The 22,570-nt window shown below is 67.8% G+C and carries 21 protein-coding genes; 13 read left to right on the forward strand and 8 right to left on the reverse strand.

Annotation, left to right across the window (positions count from 1 at the left end):
- Position 1 precedes the first annotated feature (1 nt).
- Positions 2-433 (forward strand): DUF2141 domain-containing protein, encoded by a 432-nt coding sequence (locus AC1RVW_RS19695; protein WP_493201949.1) that lies wholly within the window; start codon positions 2-4, stop codon positions 431-433.
- 10 nt (positions 434-443) lie between these two features.
- A complete protein-coding gene (locus AC1RVW_RS19700; RefSeq protein ID WP_493201951.1) occupies positions 444-1,940 on the forward strand; it encodes a carotenoid oxygenase family protein in 1,497 nt (498 codons plus the stop codon).
- A 94-nt stretch (positions 1,941-2,034) separates the two neighbouring features.
- Here the strand turns inward: AC1RVW_RS19700 and AC1RVW_RS19705 are convergent, their stop codons facing one another.
- Positions 2,035-2,937 (reverse strand): LysR family transcriptional regulator, encoded by a 903-nt coding sequence (locus tag AC1RVW_RS19705; RefSeq protein WP_081269329.1) that lies wholly within the window; start codon positions 2,935-2,937, stop codon positions 2,035-2,037.
- A 111-nt stretch (positions 2,938-3,048) separates the two neighbouring features.
- Between AC1RVW_RS19705 and gcl the strand changes: the two genes are divergently transcribed.
- The 3 genes from gcl to AC1RVW_RS19720 are packed head-to-tail and all read left to right on the forward strand — an operon-like array spanning position 3,049 to position 6,577.
- Positions 3,049-4,842 carry a glyoxylate carboligase gene (gene gcl / locus AC1RVW_RS19710; protein WP_493201953.1) on the forward strand — a complete coding sequence of 598 codons (1,794 nt, stop codon included), beginning with the start codon at positions 3,049-3,051 and terminating at the stop codon, positions 4,840-4,842.
- A gap of 13 nt (positions 4,843-4,855) precedes the next feature.
- A complete protein-coding gene (gene hyi, locus AC1RVW_RS19715) occupies positions 4,856-5,641 on the forward strand; it encodes a hydroxypyruvate isomerase (protein ID WP_493201955.1) in 786 nt (261 codons plus the stop codon).
- A gap of 27 nt (positions 5,642-5,668) precedes the next feature.
- A complete protein-coding gene (locus AC1RVW_RS19720; protein WP_493201957.1) occupies positions 5,669-6,577 on the forward strand; it encodes a 2-hydroxy-3-oxopropionate reductase in 909 nt (302 codons plus the stop codon).
- Positions 6,578-6,670: 93 nt separating this feature from the next.
- Here the strand turns inward: AC1RVW_RS19720 and AC1RVW_RS19725 are convergent, their stop codons facing one another.
- Positions 6,671-8,008 carry an NAD(P)/FAD-dependent oxidoreductase gene (locus AC1RVW_RS19725; RefSeq protein WP_081269325.1) on the reverse strand — a complete coding sequence of 446 codons (1,338 nt, stop codon included), beginning with the start codon at positions 8,006-8,008 and terminating at the stop codon, positions 6,671-6,673.
- 188 nt (positions 8,009-8,196) lie between these two features.
- Here AC1RVW_RS19725 and AC1RVW_RS19730 point away from each other — a divergent pair, with 188 nt between their 5' ends.
- The 4 genes from AC1RVW_RS19730 to AC1RVW_RS19745 all read left to right on the forward strand — a co-directional run bounded on the left by AC1RVW_RS19730 (position 8,197) and on the right by AC1RVW_RS19745 (position 13,451).
- Entirely contained in the window at positions 8,197-10,500 is a 2,304-nt protein-coding gene (locus tag AC1RVW_RS19730; RefSeq protein WP_106938095.1) for an NADP-dependent malic enzyme, read from the forward strand.
- 269 nt (positions 10,501-10,769) lie between these two features.
- Entirely contained in the window at positions 10,770-11,804 is a 1,035-nt protein-coding gene (locus AC1RVW_RS19735) for an ABC transporter substrate-binding protein (RefSeq protein ID WP_409196776.1), read from the forward strand.
- Entirely contained in the window at positions 11,804-12,667 is an 864-nt protein-coding gene (locus AC1RVW_RS19740) for an ABC transporter ATP-binding protein (RefSeq protein WP_409196777.1), read from the forward strand. The genes AC1RVW_RS19735 and AC1RVW_RS19740 overlap by 1 nt, the downstream gene beginning before the upstream one ends.
- 13 nt (positions 12,668-12,680) lie before the next feature.
- Positions 12,681-13,451, forward strand: a complete 771-nt coding sequence (locus AC1RVW_RS19745; protein ID WP_081269321.1) for an ABC transporter permease — start codon at positions 12,681-12,683, stop codon at positions 13,449-13,451.
- 49 nt (positions 13,452-13,500) lie between these two features.
- Here AC1RVW_RS19745 and AC1RVW_RS19750 read toward each other — a convergent pair whose 3' ends face one another.
- The 3 genes from AC1RVW_RS19750 to AC1RVW_RS19760 are packed head-to-tail and all read right to left on the reverse strand — an operon-like array spanning position 13,501 to position 15,774.
- The gene (locus AC1RVW_RS19750) at positions 13,501-13,722 is read right to left on the reverse strand and encodes an oxidoreductase-like domain-containing protein (RefSeq protein WP_081269320.1); all 222 of its coding nucleotides are present in this window, start codon (positions 13,720-13,722) and stop codon (positions 13,501-13,503) included.
- A gap of 13 nt (positions 13,723-13,735) precedes the next feature.
- A complete protein-coding gene (locus tag AC1RVW_RS19755; RefSeq protein ID WP_493201960.1) occupies positions 13,736-15,088 on the reverse strand; it encodes a sensor histidine kinase in 1,353 nt (450 codons plus the stop codon).
- Positions 15,085-15,774, reverse strand: a complete 690-nt coding sequence (locus AC1RVW_RS19760; protein WP_409196781.1) for a response regulator transcription factor — start codon at positions 15,772-15,774, stop codon at positions 15,085-15,087. Before AC1RVW_RS19760 ends, AC1RVW_RS19755 begins: the two co-directional genes overlap by 4 nt.
- Before the next feature lie 110 nt (positions 15,775-15,884).
- Between AC1RVW_RS19760 and AC1RVW_RS19765 the strand changes: the two genes are divergently transcribed.
- Positions 15,885-16,574: a phosphatase PAP2 family protein gene (locus AC1RVW_RS19765; RefSeq protein ID WP_493201962.1), complete on the forward strand. Its 690-nt coding sequence runs from the start codon at positions 15,885-15,887 to the stop codon at positions 16,572-16,574.
- A 4-nt stretch (positions 16,575-16,578) separates the two neighbouring features.
- Here AC1RVW_RS19765 and lpxO read toward each other — a convergent pair whose 3' ends face one another.
- The 3 genes from lpxO to AC1RVW_RS19780 all read right to left on the reverse strand — a co-directional run bounded on the left by lpxO (position 16,579) and on the right by AC1RVW_RS19780 (position 19,682).
- A complete protein-coding gene (gene lpxO / locus AC1RVW_RS19770; protein WP_081269317.1) occupies positions 16,579-17,475 on the reverse strand; it encodes a lipid A hydroxylase LpxO in 897 nt (298 codons plus the stop codon).
- A 99-nt stretch (positions 17,476-17,574) separates the two neighbouring features.
- Positions 17,575-19,002 carry a sensor histidine kinase gene (locus AC1RVW_RS19775; RefSeq protein WP_081269316.1) on the reverse strand — a complete coding sequence of 476 codons (1,428 nt, stop codon included), beginning with the start codon at positions 19,000-19,002 and terminating at the stop codon, positions 17,575-17,577.
- Positions 18,999-19,682, reverse strand: a complete 684-nt coding sequence (locus tag AC1RVW_RS19780; protein ID WP_081269315.1) for a response regulator — start codon at positions 19,680-19,682, stop codon at positions 18,999-19,001. The genes AC1RVW_RS19775 and AC1RVW_RS19780 overlap by 4 nt, the downstream gene beginning before the upstream one ends.
- Before the next feature lie 348 nt (positions 19,683-20,030).
- Here AC1RVW_RS19780 and AC1RVW_RS19785 point away from each other — a divergent pair, with 348 nt between their 5' ends.
- Genes AC1RVW_RS19785 through AC1RVW_RS19795 form a run of 3 tightly spaced genes read left to right on the forward strand, consistent with a single transcriptional unit; the run spans position 20,031 to position 22,558 of the window.
- Positions 20,031-20,966 carry an alpha/beta hydrolase gene (locus AC1RVW_RS19785; protein ID WP_493201965.1) on the forward strand — a complete coding sequence of 312 codons (936 nt, stop codon included), beginning with the start codon at positions 20,031-20,033 and terminating at the stop codon, positions 20,964-20,966.
- Between the two features lie 29 nt (positions 20,967-20,995).
- Positions 20,996-21,355 (forward strand): winged helix-turn-helix transcriptional regulator, encoded by a 360-nt coding sequence (locus tag AC1RVW_RS19790; protein WP_493201967.1) that lies wholly within the window; start codon positions 20,996-20,998, stop codon positions 21,353-21,355.
- Between the two features lie 21 nt (positions 21,356-21,376).
- Positions 21,377-22,558 (forward strand): serine hydrolase domain-containing protein, encoded by a 1,182-nt coding sequence (locus AC1RVW_RS19795; protein ID WP_493201968.1) that lies wholly within the window; start codon positions 21,377-21,379, stop codon positions 22,556-22,558.
- The last annotated feature ends 12 nt before the right edge of the window (positions 22,559-22,570 follow it).

Consider the following 22,570-nt stretch of genomic DNA (forward strand, 5'->3'; position numbering starts at 1 on the left):
AATTTCCGGCCTCCTGTCCCGCCCGATCGTGCGCGCACTTTGCGCCGCCGCCATCCTCGCGCCCGCCGGCGCACTGGCCGCCGACCTCAGCCTGAGCGTCGCCGACGGCCCGGCGGCCGACGCCACGCTCTACGTCGCGCTGTACAGCGACGCCGCCGGCTACGCCGACAGCAAGCCGGTGGCTTCGCAGACCACGCCGATGCGCGAGGGCAAGGCCCGGCTCGTGTTTCCGGGCCTTGCCCCGGGGCGCTACGCGCTGCGCGCATTTGCCGACGAGAACGGCAACGGCAAGCTCGACACCAACCTCATGGGCATGCCGACGGAACGCTACGGCTTCTCGAACGACGCCAAGGGCAACCGCGCGGCACCCGACTTCGAGGCGGCAGCGATCCGCGTCGACGCCGACCTGCAGACCGTCATTCATCTGCGCTGAGGTGCCCGCCATGGAACGACGCGAACTCCTGCGCCTGCTGGCATCGGCCGGCGCACTGCCCCTCCTCGCGCCATTGGCGCGCGCCGCTGGCACCGACAGCTGGCAGGCCCAGTTCGAGGCCGCCGGGGCGCCCTGGAAGATCGGCTTTGCCACGCCCCCGGACGACCTGCCGCTCACCCGCGCCACGGTGCGCGGGCGCTTTCCCGATGCAGTTGCGGGCACGCTGTTTCGCATCGGCCCGGCCGGCCACGACATGGGCGGCGAGCGCTATCACCACTGGTTCGACGGCGACGGCATGGTGCATCGTTTCGTGATCGAGGGGACCGACGTGCGCCACCAGGGCCGCTACGTTGCCACGCCCAAGCGCGTCGCCGAGGCGCGGGCCGGCCGTCGCCTGTACGAGGCCTTCGGCACCATGCCGCCGGGCGGGGAGCCGCCGACGTCGCCCGACAGCATCAACGTCGCGAACACCAGCGTGCTGCCGCTGCGGGGCGAAGTGCTGGCGCTATGGGAGGGCGGCTCGGCCACGCGCATCGACGCGCGCACGCTGGACACGCTGGGCGTGAAGACCTGGCGCGCCGACCTCGCGGGCATGCCGTTTTCGGCGCATCCCAAGGTGGACCCGGACGGCACGGTGTGGAACTTCGGCGTCAGCTCCGGCCAGGGCCTGCTGGCGCTGTACGAGATTGCGCCCGAAGGCTCGCTGCGCCGCGCTGCCGTGGTGCCGGTGGCCGACATGCCGATGGTCCACGACTTCGCGGTGACCGAGCGGCATCTCGTGTTCCTGTTGCCGCCGCTGGTGTACGACGGCAAGCGCAAGGATGCCGGCGCGACCTTTCTCGATGCCCACGTCTGGCGCCCCGAACTGGGCATGCGCGCGCTGGTCGTCGACAAGCAGGATTGGGAACGGCGGCAGATGCTCGAGCTGCCGGCCGGCTTCCTCTTCCACGTGGGCAATGCCTGGGAGGAAGACACGCCGCGCGGCACGCTGATCCACGTCGATTACGTGCGCTCGGACAACGCCGACTCGGTGTTCACCACCAACCGAGAGGTGATGCGCGCGCGCCGCGTGCGGGGCCCCGATCCGCACCTGAACGTGGCCACCCTGAACCTGGGCACCGGCAAGGCCACGCAGGCGGCGTTGGCGCAGGAGGCCGAGTTCCCGCGCATCGACCCGCGCCGCGTCGGCCTGCGCCACCGCCAGGTGGTGCACGCCACGCAGATCCGGCCCGACCTGCCGGGCTTCGGCGCAGTCGCACGCACTAACGTCGAGACCGGCCGCAGCCAGCGTTTCAGCTACGGGGCACAAGCCATGGTGGAAGAACATGTCTTCGTACCGGATGGCTCGAAGCCGGGCTGGGTGCTGGGCACGGTGCTCGACTTCGGTCGGCGCAAGACGGTGCTGTCGTGCTTCGCGGCCGATCACCTGGCGGCGGGTCCGGTGGCGCAGGCGACGCTGCCTTATGCGCTTCCGCTAGGCCTTCACGGGGTCTTCGTGCAGGCTTGAAGAGGGCACAACTGTTCAGGGCTCGCTCACGCCGGCGGGGGACATTCGCGCAGGGGAGTACCCGGTGGCCTGTGCACACGCCCCGGACAACCTCTCACCCCGCCCACCAGCCTTCGTCAAAACGCCCCTGGAGGAAAGCCACGAAGCCCGACACCTTGCCCGGCACCAGCTTCGGCGAAGGAAACACGGCATGTATCTCCTGCTCGGGCAAGGCATGGTCGCCGAGCACCTCGCGCACCTTGCCGGTGGCCAGCGATTCGCTCGCCACATAGCGCGGCATCAGCGCGATGCCGAGCCCGTCTCTCGCGGCGGCCAGCACGGCCGACAGGTTGTTCGAGCGAAAGCGCCCCGACACCGGCACCGTGACCGGCTCGCCCCTGGGCGTGTGCATGCGCCAGAACTCGTCCCCCACCACGCTGCTGTAGATCAGCGCCACATGCCCACTCAGGTCCTGTGCACGCTTCGGCGTGCCATGCTTCTTCAGGTAGGCCGGTGACGCGACCATGACCCAGGGGTTGGCGCCGAGGTAGCGCGCACCCAGCGACGAATCGGCCAGCTTGCCCATGCGGATGGCCACGTCGATGCCCTGCGCGATCAGGTCCACGTAGCGGTCCTCGAAGCTCAGGTCGAGCTGCACCTGCGGATGGCGGCGCATGTATTCGAGCGCCAGCGGCACCACCACCCGCCGCCCGAAGGCCACCGAAGTGCCCACCCGCAGAAGCCCCTGCGCCTGGTTCTGCCGCAGCTGCACGATGCTCTCGGCCTCCTCCGCCTCGCGCACGATGGTCTTGCACTTCTCGTAATACAGCGCACCGGGCTCGGTGAGGCTCACGCCGCGCGTGTTGCGGTTGAGCAGCCGCACCTTCAGCCGCGCCTCGGTGGCCGCGACCTGCTTGGTCACGGTGGGCTGCGTCGTATTGAACTCGCGAGCCGCCTTCGAGAAGCTGCCGGTCTCGACCACGCGCACGAACATTTCCATTGCCAGCAATCTGTCCATGGCCGGATGGTAGCCACTTATTCCATGGCGGAATAGGTTTTATGGCCCCCAGCCGTCTTCTTCGAATGCGTCCCGCTTCCTAAAGTGGGACCACCTCAAGGAGACATGCAAATGGCAAAGATGACAGCGGTCCAGGCCGCGGTTCTGGTGATGGAAAAGGAAGGCGTGACGCAGGCCTTCGGCGTGCCGGGCGCGGCAATCAACCCGCTGTACTCGGCGCTGCGCCAGCGCGGCAGCATCGCGCACATCCTGGCGCGCCACGTGGAGGGTGCCTCGCACATGGCCGAGGGCTACACCCGCGCGGTGGCCGGCAACATCGGCGTGTGCATCGGCACTTCGGGCCCGGCGGGCACCGACATGATCACGGGCCTGTACTCGGCGTGGGCCGACTCCATTCCCATTCTTTGCATCACCGGCCAGGCGCCGCGCGCGCGGCTCTACAAGGAGGACTTCCAGGCGGTGGACATCGAGTCGATCTCCAAGCCCGTCACCAAGTGGTCGGTCACGGTGCGCGAGCCCGGCCAGGTGCCGCAGGTCTTCCAGCAGGCCTTCCATCTGATGCGCTCGGGCCGCCCCGGGCCGGTGCTGATCGACTTGCCGTTCGACGTGCAGATGGCGCAGATCGAATTCGACATCGACGCCTACCAGCCGCTCACACCGTACAAGCCCGCCGCCACGCGCGCGCAGATCGAGAAGGCCATCGGCATGCTGAACGCGGCCGAGCGCCCGCTGATCGTGGCCGGCGGCGGTGTCATCAATGCCGATGCGGCCGACCTGCTGGTGCGCTTTGCCGAGGCCACCGGCGTGCCGGTGATTCCCACGCTGATGGCATGGGGCGCCATCGCCGACGACCATCCGCTGATGGCCGGCATGTGCGGCCTGCAGACCAGCCACCGCTACGGCAACGCGACCATGCTCGCCAGCGACTTCGTGCTGGGCATCGGCAACCGCTGGGCCAACCGGCACACCGGCTCGGTCGACGTCTACACCAGGGGCCGCACCTTCGTGCACGTGGACATCGAGCCCACGCAGATCGGTCGTGTGTTCACGCCCGACTTCGGCATCGTGTCGGACGCCAAGGCGGCGCTCGAGCTGTTCGTGCAGGTGGCCGAGGAGATGAAGGCCGCGGGCAAGCTGCCGAGCCGCGTCACCTGGGCCGGCGAATGCCGCGAGCGCAAGAGGACGATGCTGCGCAAGACCAATTTCGACGACGTGCCGATGAAGCCGCAGCGCGTGTACCAGTGCATGAACAACCACCTGGACCGCGACACCTGCTACGTGAGCACCATCGGCCTGTCGCAGATCGCGGCCGCGCAGTTCCTGCACGTGTACAACCCGCGCCACTGGATCAACTGCGGCCAGGCCGGCCCGCTGGGCTGGACCATTCCCGCCGCGCTGGGCGTGCGTGCCGCCGACCCGGCACGCAAGATCGTCGCGCTCTCGGGCGATTACGACTTCCAGTTCATGATCGAAGAGCTGGCCGTGGGCGCGCAGTTCAAGCTGCCCTACCTGCACATCGTGGTCAACAACTCCTACCTCGGGCTGATCCGCCAGGCGCAGCGCGGCTTCGAGATGGACTACTGCGTGCAGCTCGCGTTCGACAACATCAACGCATCGGCCGACAGCGGCATCGAGCGCGGCTACGGCGTGGACCACATGAAGGTGGTCGAGGGCCTGGGATGCAAGGCGATCCGCGTGCGCAAACAGGAAGAGATGGCACCCGCCATCGAGCGCGCCGAAGCGCTCATGGCCGAGTTCCAGGTGCCCGTGGTGATAGAGGTGATGCTGGAGCGCGTGACCAACATCGCGATGGGCACCGAGATCGACGCCATCAACGAATTCGAACCGCTGGCCGAGAGCACGGCCGACGCACCCACGGCCCTTGCCGTGGCAATGCTGGATTGAGGAGACCTTGCACATGCCCAAATTCGCAGCCAACCTCACGATGCTCTTCACCGAGCTGCCCTTCATGCAACGCTTCGAGGCCGCCGCCAAGGCGGGCTTCAAGGGCGTGGAGTACCTGTTCCCCTATGCCTTCGAGAAGAAGGAGCTGGCCGCCGCCTTGCGCGCCAACGGCCTGCGGCAGGTGCTGCACAACCTGCCGGCCGGCGACTGGGACAAGGGCGAGCGCGGCATCGCCTGCCATCCGGAGCGCACCGGCGAGTTTGCCGAAGGCATCGCGATGGCCATCGACTACGCGAGCGCACTCGGCTGCCCGCAGGTCAACTGCCTGATCGGCAAGGTACCGGCAGGCGCGGACATCAACGTCGTCAACCGCACGGTGATCGACAATCTGCGCCTGGCCGCGCGCGAGCTGGAGGCCGCGGGCCTGCGCCTGCTGATCGAGCCGATCAACAGCTTCGACATTCCGGGCTTCTTCCTCACGCGCACCGACCAGGCGCTGGCGCTGATCGAGGCGGTCGGCTCGTCCAACCTGCGGGTGCAGTACGACATCTATCACGCGCAGCGCATGGAGGGCGAGCTCGGCAACACGCTCTCGAAGCACCTGGCGCAGATCGGCCACATCCAGCTGGCCGACAACCCCGGGCGCGGCGAGCCGGGTACGGGCGAGATCAACTACCCGTGGCTGTTCCGGCACATCGATTCGCTCGGCTACGACGGCTGGATCGGCTGCGAATACAAGCCGCGCACCGACACCGTCAACGGCCTCGGCTGGCGCGAGTCACTCACGCAACAGCAATAAGCACCGGACAGACAAGGAAACACAGACATGGCAACCCAACAAAAAATCGGATTCATCGGCCTCGGCATCATGGGCGCGCCCATGGCGGGCCACCTGCTCGACGCCGGCCACCAGCTGTTCGTGAACACGCACGGCAACACGCCGGAGCCCTTCGTGTCGAAGGCCACCATCTGCGCCTCGGGCGCCGAGGTGGCGCGGCAGGCCGACATCATCTTCATCATGGTTCCGGACACGCCCGACGTGGAGAAGGTGCTTTTCGGCGAACCCGGCAAGGAGGGCGTGGCCGCCGGCCTGAAGGACTCGCACGGCAAGATCGTGGTGGACTGCAGCTCCATCGACCCGATCGCGACGAAAGACTTCGCGCGCCGCATCACGGCGATGGGGGCCGGCTACATCGACGCGCCGGTCTCCGGCGGCGAAGTGGGCGCCAAGGCCGCGAGCCTCACCATCATGTGCGGCGGCGACGAAGGCACCTTCGGCCGCGTGAAGCCGCTGCTCGACAGCATGGGCAAGAACGTGACGCTGGTGGGCGGCGCGGGTGACGGCCAGGTCTGCAAGGTGGCCAACCAGATCATCGTGGCGCTGAACATCGCAGCCGTGAGCGAAGCGCTGGTGTTCGCCTCGAAGGCCGGCGCGGATCCCGCCAAGGTGCGGCAGGCGCTGATGGGCGGCTTTGCCAGCTCGCGCATTCTCGAAGTGCACGGCGAGCGGATGATCAAGCGCACCTTCGCGCCGGGGTTCCGCATCTCGCTGCACCAGAAGGACCTGAACCTGGCGATGCAGAGCGCGCGCTCCTTGGGCGTGTCCTTGCCACAGACGGCCAATGCGGCGCAACTCATGAACGCATGCGCGGCGCTGGGCTATGGCCAGCTGGACCACTCGGCGCTGGTCAAGGCACTCGAGGCGCTTGCTCAACACGCCGTTTCGCCGGACTGAGGGGCTGCCGGGATCCCAAGGGGTCATTCGCGGAGCAAGTTACCCCGTCGGCGTGAGCGAGCCCCGAATACCCCCGCAGTGCCCGAAAAGAGATCAGGTCTTCACCGCGTCGAGAGACTCTTTCAGATTGCGCCGGCGCCACGCCCAGGTCTTCACGGCCTGCGGCAGGATGCCGAGGCACGACGCGTAGTACGTCACCTTGAAGCCCCAGAAGCGCGGCCCGATGGGCGTGTCGCGGAACAGGTCGCCCGCCAGGATGGACAGCAACGCCTCCTGCATGCGCCAGATGTTGCGCGGCGCCATGAACAGCCGGCGGATGGCCGGCGAGGTGATGCGGTAGATGAACCACGAGAACATCTTCGGCCCGCGCTTCATGACCTTCTCGTAGTGGCGGAAGGCGCGCTCGGCTTCCCTCGCCTCGCCCTTGAGCCAATGGTCGGCCGCGGTGGCGGCCTCGAAGCCGCTGTTCATCGCCAGGTACACGCCCGACGAGAACATCGGATCGACGAAGGCATAGGCGTCGCCGACCATCATGAAGCGGTCGCCGCGGCAGAACTTCGAGTCGTAGGCGTAGTTGCCGGTGGAGGTGGCGCCTTCCATCAGCGTGGCGTTCTTCAGCCGCGCCGCCAGCTTGGGCGCCAGCGCGATGGTCTCCATCAGGAACTCCTCGAGCGAACCCTTGCGGCGCTTGAAGTAGGCCGGCGACGCCACCGCGCCCACGCTCACCGTGCCGTCCTTCAGCGGGATGTACCAGAACCAGCCATGGTCGAACCAGAACAGCGAGATGTTGCCCTCGAAGCGGCCGGGCCGGCGCTCGGCGTTGGCAAAGTGCCCGTAGAGCGCGGCGCTCGCATGCTTTCGGTTGCGCTGCTTGGCGTCGAACTGGTTCGACAGCAGTGTGTCGCGCCCGCTCGCATCGATCACGAAGCGCGGGCGCCAGCTGGTCTCGGCGCCGTCGTCGGCCTTGACCTTCACCAGCGGCCGGTTGTCGGGCGTGCCCTTGCCCGCGTCCATGTCCACGCCCGTGACACGCTGCCCCTCGAAGGTGCGCGCGCCCCGTTTACCGGCATGGCGGAACAGCAGCTCGTCGAATTCCGAACGGCGCACGTGCACGGCGTAGGGAAAACTCTTGTCCATCGCCTGTCCGAAGTCGAAATGGCTGCTGTGGTCGTGCCAGGGCGAGACGAACTCGGCGCCGTGCTTGCGCAGGCCGATGGCCTCGACCTCGGTGCGCACCCCCAGGCGGTCGAACAGCGGCATGTTCATCGGCAGCAGCGACTCGCCGATGTGGAAGCGCGGGTGCTGGGCTTTCTCGATCAGCACCACGTCGTGGCCCTTGTCGGCCAGCAGGGCCGCCACGGTCGAACCCGAAGGGCCGCCGCCGATGACGACGACGTCCGGGTCGGTGCTTGTGAAAGGTCCGGGTGTCATACGCTCTTGTCCCTCGTTGTGGTTGTGCTGCTGGTTAACGCTAATTAACAGTAGCGCAGTTTAGCGAAGCGACCACCCCGCCTTATCCGCCGGAAGATATGGATCCAGGCGTTTTCGGCATTCCCCCTGTAAGAACAAGCCGCCCTTTTGCGGTAGCCTCATTGCCCGTCAGAAACAAGGAGACTTTCATGGCTGCACCCCTTTCCCCTGCAGAAGAAGCACTTCGCGAGGCAGCGCGCGAGTATCACCGCTCGCCCGTCAAGGGCAAGATCTCGATCACCCCGACCAAGCCCCTGCTGAACCAGCGCGACCTGTCGCTGGCGTATTCGCCGGGCGTGGCCTATCCCTGTCTCGACATCGCGGCCGACCCGTCGCTGGCGGCCGAATTCACCGCCCGGGGCAACCTGGTGGGTGTCATCACCAACGGCACGGCCGTGCTGGGCCTGGGCAACATCGGCCCGCTGGCGTCCAAGCCGGTGATGGAAGGCAAGGGCTGCCTGTTCAAGAAATTCGCCGGCATCGACGTGTTCGACATCGAGCTGGCCGAGAACGACCCCGACAAGCTGGTCGACATCATCGCGGCGCTGGAGCCCACGCTGGGCGGCATCAACCTGGAAGACATCAAGGCGCCCGAGTGCTTCTACATCGAGAAGAAGCTGCGCGAGCGCATGAACATCCCGGTGTTCCATGACGACCAGCACGGCACGGCCATCATTTCGGCCGCGGCCCTCCTCAACGGCCTGGAACTGGTCGGCAAGAAGATCGAGGAAGTGAAGATCGCGGTCTCCGGCGCCGGCGCCGCCGCCATCGCCTGCCTCGACGTGATGGTCGGCCTGGGGGCCAAGCCCGCCAACATCTACGCCTGCGACTCCAAGGGCCTGATCTACATGGGCCGCGCGGGCGGTTTCGACGAATCCAAGGCACGCTACGCCCAGAAAGACACCGGCGCCCGCACCCTTGCCGACGTGGTGAAGGACGCCGATGTGTTCCTGGGCTGCTCGGCCCCGGGCGTGATGACGGCAGAGATGGTCAAGACCATGGGCACGCAACCCATCATCCTGGCGCTGGCCAACCCCGAGCCTGAAATTCGCCCCGAACTGGCCAAGGCCGTGCGGCCGGACTGCATCATCGCCACCGGCCGTTCGGACTATCCGAACCAGGTCAACAACGTGCTGTGCTTCCCCTACATCTTCCGCGGCGCGCTCGATTGCGGCGCCAGCAAGATCACGGAAGAAATGAAGCTGGCCTGCGTGCGCGAGATCGCCGACCTCACCAAGGCCGACATCAGCGAAGAGGTGGCCACCGCCTACGCCGGCCAGGAGCTGGCCTTCGGCCCCGACTACATCATTCCCAAGCCCTTCGACTCGCGCCTGATCCTGCGCATCGCGCCGGCGGTGGCCAAGGCGGCCGCGGCTTCGGGCGTGGCCTCGCGACCGATCGAGGACATGGAGGCCTACCGCCAGCACCTGACGCGCTTCGTCTACCAGACCGGCATGTTCATGCGCCCGGTCTTCAGCGCCGCCAAGATCGCCGCCGCCAAGCGCGTGGCGTACGCCGAGGGCGAGGACGAGCGCGTGCTGCGCGCCGCCCAGCTGGCCGTCGACGAAGGCCTGGCACAGCCGATCCTGGTCGGCCGGCCCGCCGTGATCGAGGCGCGCATCAAGAAGGCCGGCCTGCACATCCGAGTCGGCACGGACGTGGAAGTCGTCGACCCCGAGGACGATCCGCGCTTTCGCATCTACTGGGAGAGCTTCCACAAGCTCATGGGCCGCCGCGGCGTCACGCCCGAGGCCGCCAAGACCATGGTGCGCCGCTCCAACACCATCATCGCCGCGCTGATGCTGCACCTGGGTGACGCCGACGCCATGATCTGCGGCCTCGTCGGGCGCTTCGACGTGCATCTGGAGCACATCCGCAACCTGATCGGCCTGAAGCGCGGCGCGCCCGGCTTCGCGACGCTGAACGCGCTCACGCTGGAAAAGCGCACCGTCTTCATCACCGACACCAACGTGAACGAAGACCCGAGCGCCGAGCTGCTGGCCAGCATTGCCATGATGGCCGCCGAGGAAGTGCGCCGCTTCGGCCTGCCGCCGAAGGTGGCCTTCCTCTCGCACTCGAACTACGGCACCTCCAGCCGCGGCTCGGCACGCAAGATGCGGCTGGCGCGCGACCTGTTCGCGCAGATGGCCCCCGACATCGAGTGCGACGGCGAGATGCACGGCGACTCGGCACTGTCGGAAGAAATCCGCCGCACCGCCCTGCCCGAGACCACGCTCACCGGCGAAGCCAACCTGCTGGTGTGCCCGAACCTGGACTCGGCGCACATCCTCTACAACGTGCTGAAGATGACGGGCGCCAACGGCATCACGGTCGGCCCGATCCTGCTGGGCGCGGCGGGTTCGGCGCATGTGCTGACGCCCACGTCGACCGTGCGGCGCATCGTCAACATGACGGCGCTGGCCGTGGCGAACGCAACGACCGCGCTGAAGTAAGACGGTTTGCCCACCCTTGAAAACGCCCCGCTGCGGCACTCGCAGCGGGGCGTTTTTCTTGGCCCCGATCGGGCGTGGACGACCCATGTTGGCTCGCATTCGGTGCAAGCGCCCCCTGAAATCGAAGGGATTTCCCGTCGAAGGTGCAGATTTCAGGGGCTACGCACTACTCTGATCCACGGGGAGGGTTCGCACCAATCACGTGCGGGCACCGTTTTTGCTTGAATGCCGGCAACACCTTGCATTCACCTTTCACGGAACGATCCCGCATGAACAAGCGCCACCTGCTTCAGTCCTTCCTCGCCGCCTCGGCGCTCAGCTTCGGCCTCGTCCCGGCCTTCGCGCAGACCTCGACGCCGATCAAGTTCCAGCTCGACTGGCGCTTCGAAGGGCCGGCCGCGTTGTTCCTGCATCCCGCCGCCAAGGGCTACTTCAAGGCCGCCGGCCTCGACGTGACCATCGACGCAGGCAACGGCTCGGGCGGCACCGTCACGCGCGTGGCCTCGGGCGCCTACGACATGGGTTTCGCCGACCTCGCGGCGCTGATGGAGTTCCACGCCAACAACCCCGACAGCCCCAACAAGCCGGTCGCGGTGATGATGGTCTACAACAACACGCCGGCCTCGGTCATGGCGCTCAAGAAGAGCGGCATCACCAAGCCGGGCGACCTCACCGGCAAGAAGCTGGGCGCGCCGGTGTTCGACGCGGGCCGCCGCGCGTTCCCCATCTTCGCCAAGGCCAACAACATCGGCGCCGTCAACTGGACCGCGATGGACCCGACGCTGCGCGAGACCATGCTGATGCGCGGCGACATCGACGCCATCACCGGCTTCACCTTCACCTCGCTGCTCAACCTCGAGGCGCGCGGCGCCAAGGCGGCCGACGTGGTGATCCTGCCCTACCCCGACTACGGCGTGAAGCTGTACGGCAACGTCATCATCGCCTCGCCCAAGCTCATCAAGGAGAACCCGGCGGCGGTGAAGAAATTCCTCTCGGCCTTTGCCAAGGGCGCGAAGGAAGTCATCGCCAACCCGGCCGTGGCCATCGAGTCGGTGAAGGCGCGCGACGGCATCATCGACAGCAAGCTCGAAACCCGCCGGCTGCAGCTGGCGATCGACACCGTCATCAACAGCGCCGATGCGCGCGCCGAGGGCTTCGGCGCGGTGAACTCGGGCCGCATGTCGCTCATGGCCTCGCAGGTGTCCGACGCCTTCGCCACCAAGACGCGCGTAAACCCCGACGCCGTGTGGACCTCGGCCATGCTGCCGCCGGCGGCCGAACTCAACGTCCTGACGAAGAAGTGATGGCGGACGCATCGCTCGCAACAGACACGGCCGCCCCCTTCGTCGACTTCCAGGACGTCTGGCTCGCCTACAACGAGGAGCTGCTTCGCGCCAACCACTTCGCGGTCGAGGCCATCGACCTGAAGGTCAGGCGCGGCGAGTTCATCGCCATCGTCGGCCCCTCGGGCTGCGGCAAGTCGACCTTCATGAAGCTCACTACCGGGCTGAAGATGCCGTCGATGGGCAAGATCCGCATCGACGGCCAGCCCGTGACCGGGCCGCTCAAGATCTCTGGCATGGCCTTCCAGGCGCCGTCGCTGCTGCCGTGGCGCACCACCGTCGACAACGTGCTGCTGCCGCTGGAGATCGTCGAGCCCTACCGCTCCAACTTCAAGTCGAAACGCAAGGAATACGAGGAGCGTGCCCGCCGGCTGCTGCAGAAGGTGGGCCTCGGCGGCTATGAAGACAAGTTCCCGTGGCAGCTCTCGGGCGGCATGCAGCAGCGCGCGAGCATCTGCCGCGCGCTCATCCACGAGCCCAAGATGCTGCTGCTCGACGAGCCCTTCGGCGCGCTCGACGCCTTCACGCGCGAAGAGCTGTGGTGCATCCTGCGCGACCTGTGGACCGAGCAGCAGTTCAACGTGATCCTGGTCACGCACGACCTGCGCGAATCGGTGTTCCTGGCCGACACGGTGTACGTGATGAGCAAGAGCCCGGGACGCTTCGTGGTCAAGCGAGAGATCGAGCTGCCGCGCCCGCGCGAGCTGGAGCTCACCTACACCAAGGAGTTCACCGACATCGTGCTGGAACTGCGCGGGCACATCGGCGCCATCCGCAACACCGGCATCAGCGCGGCGCAGACTGCCGCCGCCGTGTCCCACTGAGCCGCGCATCACCATGAAGAACACCAAGCAAATCGAACGCTGGTCGCCGTGGCTGCTGCTCGTGGCGGTGCTCCTGCTGTGGCAGGTCATCTGCGCGGGCTTCGAGGTCTCCGACTTCATCTTCCCGAGCCCCCTGCGCATCTGGAACCAGTTCTGGGAGTTCAAGGAAATCATCGCGGGCCACGCGTGGCGCACCTTCTGGGTCACGATGGCGGGTTTCGGCCTGGCGATCGTGGTGGGCGTGCTGATGGGCTTCGTCATCGGCAGCTCGCGCATCGCGTATGCGGCGATCTACCCGCTCATGACGGCATTCAACGCACTGCCCAAGGCGGCCTTCGTGCCGATCCTGGTGGTGTGGTTCGGCATCGGCGTGGGCCCGGCGATCCTCACGGCCTTCCTGATCAGCTTCTTCCCGATCATGGTCAACATCGCGACCGGCCTCGCGACGCTGGAGCCCGAACTCGAAGACGTGCTGCGCGTGCTCGGCGCCAAGCGCTGGGACGTACTCATGAAGATCGGCCTGCCGCGCTCCATGCCCTACTTCTTCGGCTCGCTGAAGGTCGCGATCACGCTGGCCTTCGTCGGCACCACGGTGAGCGAGATGACGGCGGCCAACGAAGGCATCGGCTACCTGCTGATCTCCGCCGGCTCCGCCATGCAGATGGGCCTGGCTTTCGCGGGCCTGATGGTGGTGGGTGCGATGGCGATGCTGATGTACGAACTCTTCAGCGTGATCGAGAAGCACACCACGGGGTGGGCGCACCGCGGCTCGCAGAACCAGTAGGCTGCAGCCCGCGAAGCTGGCAGGTCGGTTGCCGGCCCCGGCCCCCCACTCACCCCAGCAACAGCGAAGCCTCGTCCCGCCAGTAGTTCACCGCCGCGAGCCAGCCCTCCCACACGCAGCCGTTGCAGCCCCGCCCGCAGCAGGTGGTGGGCTCGGGCGGCGGTGGGCGCAGGACGACGCCTTGCGCGTCGAGCAGCGCCTGCACGCACACGATCAGCGCTTGCGCTTCGGCGAGGTTGGTGGGTTCCGGCAGCCGGTCGATGGGGTTCATGGCATCAAGGTCCTCAGGCCGCCAGGTTCAGTTCGAGCCGCATCCTTGCACCTCCCGATTCGCTCGAGCCGATCGTGAGCTGGCCGCCGTGCAGCCGCGCGACCTCGGCCACCAGGTGCAGGCCGAGCCCCGCGCCGCGCCCGCGCGGCACCAGCCGGTGGAACGGCGCCACCACGCGCTCGCGGTCGGCCTCCGGAATGCCCGGCCCGGAGTCGAGCACCTCGAAGCCTGAGGGCTCCCACAGCCGCACCTGGATGTCGCAGCCCTGCCCGCCGTGCTCGATGGCGTTCTGGATCAGGTTGGTGAGCGCGCGTTCGAGCGAGGGCGCGTCGCCGCGCACCAGCAGCGCCCGGGGCGCATCGACCGACAGCGTGCAGCGGTTCATGATCGCCAGCGGCGCGATGTCGGCCGCCACGCGCTCGCACAGCGGCTTCAGATCGACCTGCGCGTCGTGCGAGGCGATGCGGTCCAGCCGCTGCAAATCGAGCAGTTGCTCGGCCAGCGTGGCCAGCCGCGCGGAGGCCTGCCTGAGCTTCACCTTGAGCGGATCGTGGGGCAGCCGCTCCAGGTGGATCTGCAGGGTGGTGATGGGCGTGCGCAGCTCGTGCGCGGCATCGGCCAGGAAGCGCTCCTGCCGGTCGTAGCCTTCGTTGAGCCGGTCGAAGGCCCGGTTCACGGCGTTGACCAGCGGGCGGATCTCGCTTGCCACGTTGGCCAGCGGCAGCCGCGTGGTGCGCTCGTGCACGTCGATGCTCTCCGCATGCTCGGCGGTGGCCACCACGCCCTTGAGCCCGCGCTTGACCACGAAGGGCGTGGCCAGGATCACGCCAAGGCAGGTCACCAGCGCCATCGGCGCCACCAGAAAGAGAAACACCAGGCCCGTGCCCTTGAGCGTGGTCTTGACGGTGAGCGGCGCGCCGGTCTGGGCCACCACGTTGACGGGGCCCGTCGCGTCGGTTTCCACGCGCTCGAAGCGGGCCTTGGGCTGGGTGTTGTCCTTCGACGGGTCGATGGTCAGGCGCTCCATGCCGTCGAGCGTGGTCGCCAGGCCGGCGTACTTCGCGGGTACATCGCCGTGGCGCACTTCGGAGCCCGCGGCGTCGCGCGCGATGAACCAGAACGAAGAGTCGGCCTCGTCCAGGCGCCGGATTTCGGGGGTCGGCGCAACGGCGAGCTGGCCTTCGGCGTCGCGCGTGAGCGCGCGCTGGATCACCGCGATGGTCTCCTGCCCGGTCTCGTCGACGATGCGGCCGGCCACCCACGCCAGGCCGATGAAGCCGCCCAGCACCAGCGAACCCACCACCACCTGCAGCAGGATCAGGCTCCAGATCAGCCGCCAGCGCAGCGAGAGCAGGCTCAGGCTCATCCGTTGTTCGGCGGCGTGGCCGCGCAGATCAGGTAGCCCACGCCGCGTATCGCATGGATCTCGACCTGCGCGCCGGCCTTGTCGAGCTTGGAGCGCAGCCGCGACACGTGGGTGTCGAGCGCGTTCGACTGGATCTCGTCCTTGTCGCCGTAGACGCGGTCCTGCATGGTCTCGCGCAGCACGGTGCGGCCGCGGTGCTCGAGCAGCGTCTCGAGCACCAGCAGTTCGCGGCGGGGCAGCGTGAGGTTCAGGTCACCGACGTGGGCCTGCCGCATGTGGTGGTCGAAGCTGAGCTGCCCCAGCGTCATGGTGAAGTTGGCGCGCACCGCTGGGCGCCTGGCCAGCGCGCGCACGCGGGCCATCAGCTCGTCCATCGAAAAGGGCTTGGCCAGGTAGTCGTCGGCGCCGCCGTCGAGGCTCAGCACCCGCTCGGCCACATCGGTCATGGCCGTGAGCACCAGCACGGCGGTGGGGATCTCGTTGTGCCGCAGGAAGCGCACCAGCGACAGTCCGTCGCCGTCGGGCAGGCCCCGGTCGAGCACGATCACGTCGTGCGGCGCGCTCAGCACCGCTTCCTCGGCCTCGCGCAGCGAGCCCGCCACGTCGACCACCGCCTGGTTCTGCCGCAGGGCCGAGGCCAGGGCTTGCGCCAGGTCGACTTCGTCTTCGACGAGCAGGATTCTCATGAGGGATGCGGCAGGGGCTGGATGCGGGAAAAGAGGCGGGCCATTCTAGGAGAGGGCTTTTGACGCGACGCAATGTTCACGCAATGCAGCGGCATAAGCTGGGGCGCTCCATGACCTCCCGCCCGGCGACTTCCTCCCCTCTGCCTTCGCGGCCCTGGTACCTGGCGTTGGGCCATCGGATCGCCACGCTCTGGCTGGTGAAGATGATCGGCACCACCGTCGGCATCTCGGGCTTCTTCGTCGTGTACTTCTGGGTGATGCACAACCCGCCTTCGGCGCCGACGGTGATGCCGCTCACGCGGCTCGACCACTGGGTGGGCGTGAGCGGCGATGCGATGGTGCTCTACGGCTCGCTGTGGTTCTACATCTCGCTGGCGCCAGCCTTCGCGAAGGACAAGGCGCAGCTCCAAGCCTGCGCGCGTGACGCCGCCATCATGGCGGCCATCGGCCTCATGGTGTTCTGGTTCTTCCCCACGACAGTGCCGGTGTTCCCGGTCGACTGGTCGCAGTATCCGGCGCTGCAGTTCCTGAAGGCCACAGACGTGGGCGGCAATGCGTTCCCGTCGCTGCATGTCGCGTTCGCGGTGTTCACCGCGGTGCTGCTGCGGCGTCAGCTGCGCAGCGTGCAGGCACCGGCGTGGGTGCAGGCGCTGAACATGCTGTGGGCGCTTGGCATCGTCTACTCGACGCTGGCGACGCGGCAGCATGTGCTGCTCGACGTGCTGGGCGGCACGTTGCTTGCCGCCGTCGTGTGCCGGGCAGGCAGCCCGCGCGGCGAGCTGGTGCCGGCCGGGGCCTGAAGGCTTACCAGAAGATCCAGAGGGCCAGGCCGCCGAAGATGGCCCACTTCACGAGGTAGTACACCCGCTTGTCCCATGCCTTCAGGCGCTTGCCGACCACGCGGATCTGGTAGATGTACTTGAATGCGCGGTTGATGCCGCCGGTCTTGTCGCCCGCGTCGTTGGGCGAACTGGCCGCGGCAAGCAGGTTCTTGGCGAACCAGCGGTTCACCGCACTGGCCCAGCGGTACTTCAACGGGCGCTCGATGTCGCAGAACAGGATCACGCGGTCGTGGTCGGTCGTGTTCTCGGCGTAGTGGATGAAGGTCTCGTCGAACACCACCGCCTCGCCGTCGCGCCAGTGGTAGCGCTGGCCGTCCACGTCGATGTAGCAGCCCTCGACGCCCGGCGTCCACAGGCCCAGGTGGTAGCGCAGCGAACCCGCGAACGGATCGCGGTGGCGCACCAGGCGGCTGCCCGGGGGCAGCTCCGCGAACATCGCGGCCTTGATGGTGCCGATGCCCTTGAGCAGCTCGGTCGTGCGCGGGCACAACACGGCGGCCGAGGGATGCGCCTCGTCGTACCACTTGAGGTAGAAGCGCTTCCAGCCGCTCTTGAAGAACGAGTTGAAGCCCACGTCGTTGAACTGGCTCGAGGCCTTGATGCTGCCGCCGTTGCGCATGGCCAGGGCTTCCTCGCGGATGACTTCCCAGTTCTCCTCGAGGATGCGCATCTCGGGGAACTGCGCGGGCGACAGGTACGGCGTACCGGGTACCTTCGAGAAAAGGTACATGAAGACGTTCAGCGGGGCGAGGAAGGTCGAGTGATCAGAGAGCTGTCTGAAGAAACGATGCCGTACCTGGCCGCGGAAATGAACGTAGAGCGCGCTGAGCGCGAAGATGGCAAGAATGACCCACTTCATTGGAAAGTGTCCTGTAAACGGCGCCGGGTAGTGTAAATCGTCGCCCCGAAACGGACCTGACTCGGGCCGATTGCCCTTTGGGCCGCCCCGGGGGCGGTGTCAGCTGCAGAGCATGGGCTGCGGCGCCTCGGCCATCGCCAGCGGCAGCCGCACCGTCGCCAGCAGGCCGCCTTCGGCGGTTTCGCCGAGCGTCACCTCGCCGCCGTGCCGGTCGACCACCGACTTCACGATGGCCAGGCCCAGCCCGCTGCCGCTCTGGGTCTGGTCGGGGTTGCGGAAGAAGCGGTCGAACACCCGCTCGCGCAGCGCCGCCGGAATGCCCGGCCCCTGATCGGACACCGTCAGCAGCGCATGCGGGCCCTCGTGCGCCACGTGGACCATCACCGTGCCGCCCGCGGGGCTGTACTTGATGGCGTTGTTGACGAGGTTGTCGATCATCGAGACCAGGCTCTCGCGTTCGCCCAGCACCGGCACGTTGTCTTCGCACACCAGCTCCAGCTCGATACCCCTGGCGCTGGCCAGGCCCTCGATCATGGCGAGGCGGTCCTGCACCAGCGCGTCGAGCGACAGCATCACCGGCAGCGCGTTGTCCGGGACCGCGTCGCTGCGCATGAGCTGCAGCAGCTGCCCCACCAGCCGGGCCGCGCGGTCGTTGCTGCGCAGCAGGTTGCCCATGAGCTCGCGCTGGCCCTCGTCGGTGCTCTGCTCCTTCAGCGCCTCGACGTTCACGCGCATGGCGGCCAGCGGCGTTCGCAGTTCGTGCGCCGCATCGGCGATCAGGCTGCGCTCGCGCGAGGTGCTGTCGCGCACCCGCTGCAGCAGGCTGTTGATGCTCTGCACCAGCGGCTGCAGCTCCTTGTGCGGCGGCGTGTACGACAGCGGCGTGAGGTCGGCGGGACCCCGCTCGGCGGTTTCCTTGCTCACCTGGCGCCAGGGCCTCAGCGCAAGCCGCACCGACAGCCACGCCGGGAACACCAGGAACGGCAGGCTGATGACCAGCGGCAGCAGGTAGTAGCCCCGGTACATCACGGTCACGGTCAGGCGCCACACGCTGGGTTCGGCCAGCATGACGCGGGTGTCCGTGGTGGGCGACACCAGCGTGCGCGCGCGCCATTCGCGGTTGCCGGCCTTCACTGTCTCGATGCGGTTCGGCACCGAGTTGAGGATCACGGGCACCGCCGCGGTCGACCGGTAGATCAGCCTGTCGCCCTGCCACACCTGCATGACCGGGGCGGAATCGGACGCGGCGTCGCCGTCGCCCACCGTCTCGAGCAGCGCCGCGTCGAAGGCTGCCAGCGTTTCCTGCTGCTTGTCGGGATGGTCGGCCGTGTTCTGCGAGATCGCCAGCACGGTCTGGAAGATCTTGTCGTACTTCAGCAGTTCCGGGTCTTCGTACGAGTCGTACAGCAGCAGCGCGACGGCCATGGTCCATAGCAAGGCCACCACGCCCATCTGCGCCAGCAGCAGGCGCCGCATGAGGGAAGGTTGTTTCCAGTTCTTCCAGCGCTGCGCCAGCGCCTGCATCATTTCGTCGTGCTCCGCACCAGCGATTGCACGTCGATCACGTAGCCGATGCCGCGCACCGTGCGGATGTAGCCCTGGCCGATCTTGCGGCGCAGGTTGGAGATATGCACCTCGAGCGAGTTGCTGCCGTTGGCCTGTCCGCCGGGCAGCACCTGCTCTTCCATCACGCGGCGCGTGACCACGCGGCCGGTGCGCTTGAGCAGCAGCGCCAGCAGGTCGAACTCGCAGCGCGACAGCTCGACCGGCTCGCCGTCGACGAGCACGCCCCGCGTGGGTTCGTGCAGCGCCAGCCCGCGCATGCGGATGGTCTCGTCGTTGAAGCCGTAGCTGCGGCGCGCGAGCGCACGCACCCGCGACAGCAGCTCGGCCAGCGCGAAGGGCTTGACCAGGTAGTCGTCGGCACCGTCGTCCAGGCTGCGCAGCCGGTCGTTGAGCGCGTCGCGCGCGCTCAGCACCAGCACCGGCAATATCTGGCGGTCGCGGCGCAGGCGGAACAGCAGGTCGAGCCCATCGCCGTCCGGCAGGCCGAGGTCGAGCAACACCATGTCGAATGTGCCGCCGTCGAGGGTGCGCAGGGCGTCGTCGAGTCTGCGGACCCACACCACATCCATGCCTTGATTGGCCAGCGCGATGCGCACGCCGTTGCCCAGATCAAGGTCGTCCTCAACAAGCAAAAGATTCATGGGCCTCCATGCGAACGAACCCCGCCCGGTGGCGGGAACGAGGCCGAAGTATCAGACAAGCGGCTGCGGGGTACTTCAGGAAATCTTCATGAACGCCCAAGCGGGCCTTCAGGTACGAAAACCACACTCGAGCGACCCCTTGCAAACGGAACATCGACGTGAATTCATCACCTGTCCCACCGAACCGCTTCCAACCCCAGCGCCGCGGCCTTCTGCGCGCCCTGGCCCTCACCGGCGCCGCCGGGCTCGCGGCCTGCGGCGGAGGCGGCGGCGCGCGCGGGGAGCGCCGCGGCAACAGGTACGGGCTCGGCGAGCGGCACCGGTCCGCTCCGCGTCATCGACCGCCGCGTGAAGGTCTCGGCCTCGCCGCAGGTTTCGCTGCAGGTGCGCGACTGGCAGCGCGCCGGCACCACCGGTCCAACCATCGTGCTGCTGGCCGGGCTGGGCGGCAATGCGCGCTGCTTCGACAGCCTCGCGCCCGCGCTTGCCGCCCGCTCGCGCGTGGTGGCGATCAGCCGGCGCGGCTATGGCCTGTCCGACAAGCCTCTGCCGGTGAAGAGCGCCACCCAGCACTACGAGGTGGAGACCCTCGGCAGCGACCTGAAAGCCGTGCTCGACGACCTGGGCCTGCTGCGCGTGGTGCTTGGCGGCCATTCGATCGCCGGCAACGAGCTCACCCACTTCGCCGGCCGCCACCCCGAGCGCCTGCGCGGGCTCATCTACCTCGACACTACCTTCGACTACACGAAGGACGGTGAACGCGGCGGCGAAGAACTGCCGATGAACCGCAGGCTCGACGAGCCCCGGGCGACGGCCGCGGACCACCGCTCGTTGCAGGCGGCCATCGCCTTCAACCGGCGCAAGACCAAAAACTGGTGGCCAGCCCTGGAGGCCAATCTGCGCGACGCCGTCGAGGTGGGCACCGACGGCAGCGTGCGCATGAACACGCCCGACGACGTGGAGACCGCCATGGACACCGCCGCGCACAACTTCTCGCCCGACTACAAGGCCGTGCGCGTGCCGTCGCTGGTGGTCACGGCCCTGCCAGCCGACAACCGCGACCTGTTCCCGTGGCTCGAACAGCCGTTGGACGCCAGGACCGAAAAGGACGCAGCCGACATGCTGCGCATCTTCCGGCGCGCACGCATCGCGGACTCCAACCGCCTGGTGGAAGCGCTCGACACGCCCAATCGCCTGACCCTCGACAACAGCAACCACACCGATTTCTTCATGGAGCGCGAAGCCGAAGTGCTGCGCGCGATCCAGTTCATGACATGGGCGTGAGCCCGACGGTGCAATCCTCCAGACCCACAATGAAATCAAAGAAACCCAGCAACGCCGGCATCGCCGCCGCTTTCGACGTCATCGGCGGCAAATGGAAGGCCGTGATCCTGCGCGAACTCGACGCGCAGTCCTTCCGATTCGGCGAACTCAAGCGGCAGCTGCCCGGCATCAGCGAGAAGATGCTGATCCAACAGCTGCGCGAGCTCGAAGCCGACGGCATCGTCCACCGCGACGTGTTCCATGAAGTGCCGCCGCGCGTGGAATACTCCGCGACCAAGCTGGGCGCATCGCTCAACGAGGCACTCAGCCCGCTGGCGGATTGGGGCGACCGCAACGCCAAGCGCGTGCAGACCGCGCGCGCCAAGGCGCAGGCGGCCAGGCAGCCGTAGCCTCGTGAACCGGAATCCCGAATGTCGTTGCTGAAAATTTCGTCGGCGGTGCTGCTCGCCACCTCGGTGTCATGGGGCCTGGCGCAAGCGCAGCCGGCGTGTGCGCCGTCGCCCGTCTACGCCGGGCCGCCCATGCGTTCAGCGCCCGATGCGGTCTGGCAGAAAGACTTCAGGCGCTCCATCGACGGGGAGCTTCCCGCCGGGCTGCAGGCCTCGCTCGGCAATGCGCTCGACAAGATGCTGCAGCACGTGCCCGCCGCCAGCGTGGCGGTCGCGATTCCGGGCGAAGGCATCTGGTCGGCCACGCGCGGGCTGGCGCGCAAGGAGCCGCCGCAACCCGTGGCACCCGAGCAGCCCTTCCAGGTGGCGAGCACCGCCAAGACGCTCACGGCCGCAGTCGTGCTGCAGCTGGTGGAAGAGCGCAAGCTCGCGCTCGGCGACACCATCGACAGGTGGTTTCCCGATGCACCCAACGCAGGGCTCATCACCATCGAGCAGCTGCTGCGCCACACCAGCGGCATCGTGAGCTTCAACGCGCTGCCCACGTTCGGCACGGCCTATCGGACGCCGGCGGAGATCATCGCGCTCGGCACTGCGCAGAAGCCGCAGTTCTGCCCCGGGACCAACTGGAGCTACACCAACACCGGCTACGCGATGCTCGGCGTGATCATCGAGAAGGTCGAAGGCGCGCCGCTGGCGGACGTGCTCGCGAAGCGGCTCATCCGGCCGCTGTCGCTCACGCACACCGTCATGCGCAGGCCGGGCGTCGAGCTGCCCGTGGCCACCGGGCACGCGGCCGGCCGGCCGGTCGATGCCCCCGACCAGTACGCCACGCCCTATGCGGCCGGCGCGCTGGCCTCCACGGGCGGCGACCTGGTGCGCTTCTGGCACGCGCTGCTGGCCGGCCAAGTGCTGCCCGAGGCCTCGGTGCACCGCATGTTCACCGCGATGCCCGCCATGCTCGGGCCCTACGCGGGGAGCAATTCGTTCTACGGCATGGGCGTGCAGCTCTACGACGTGCCCGACGGCCCCGGCCTGATGCTGGGCCACAGCGGCGGCATCGAGGGCTTCACCAGCGTCGTGGCCTATGTGCCGGCCGACGACGTGTACATCGCCGTGTCGTTCAACGAGAAAAGCGTGCCGGCCGAGGCCGGCCTCTGGGCGCTGCTGCGCGCATTGCGGGCGTACCGCGTGCTGAACTGAGCGCGAACGGAT

The organism is Variovorax sp. MPBD4-3 (assembly GCF_058809745.1).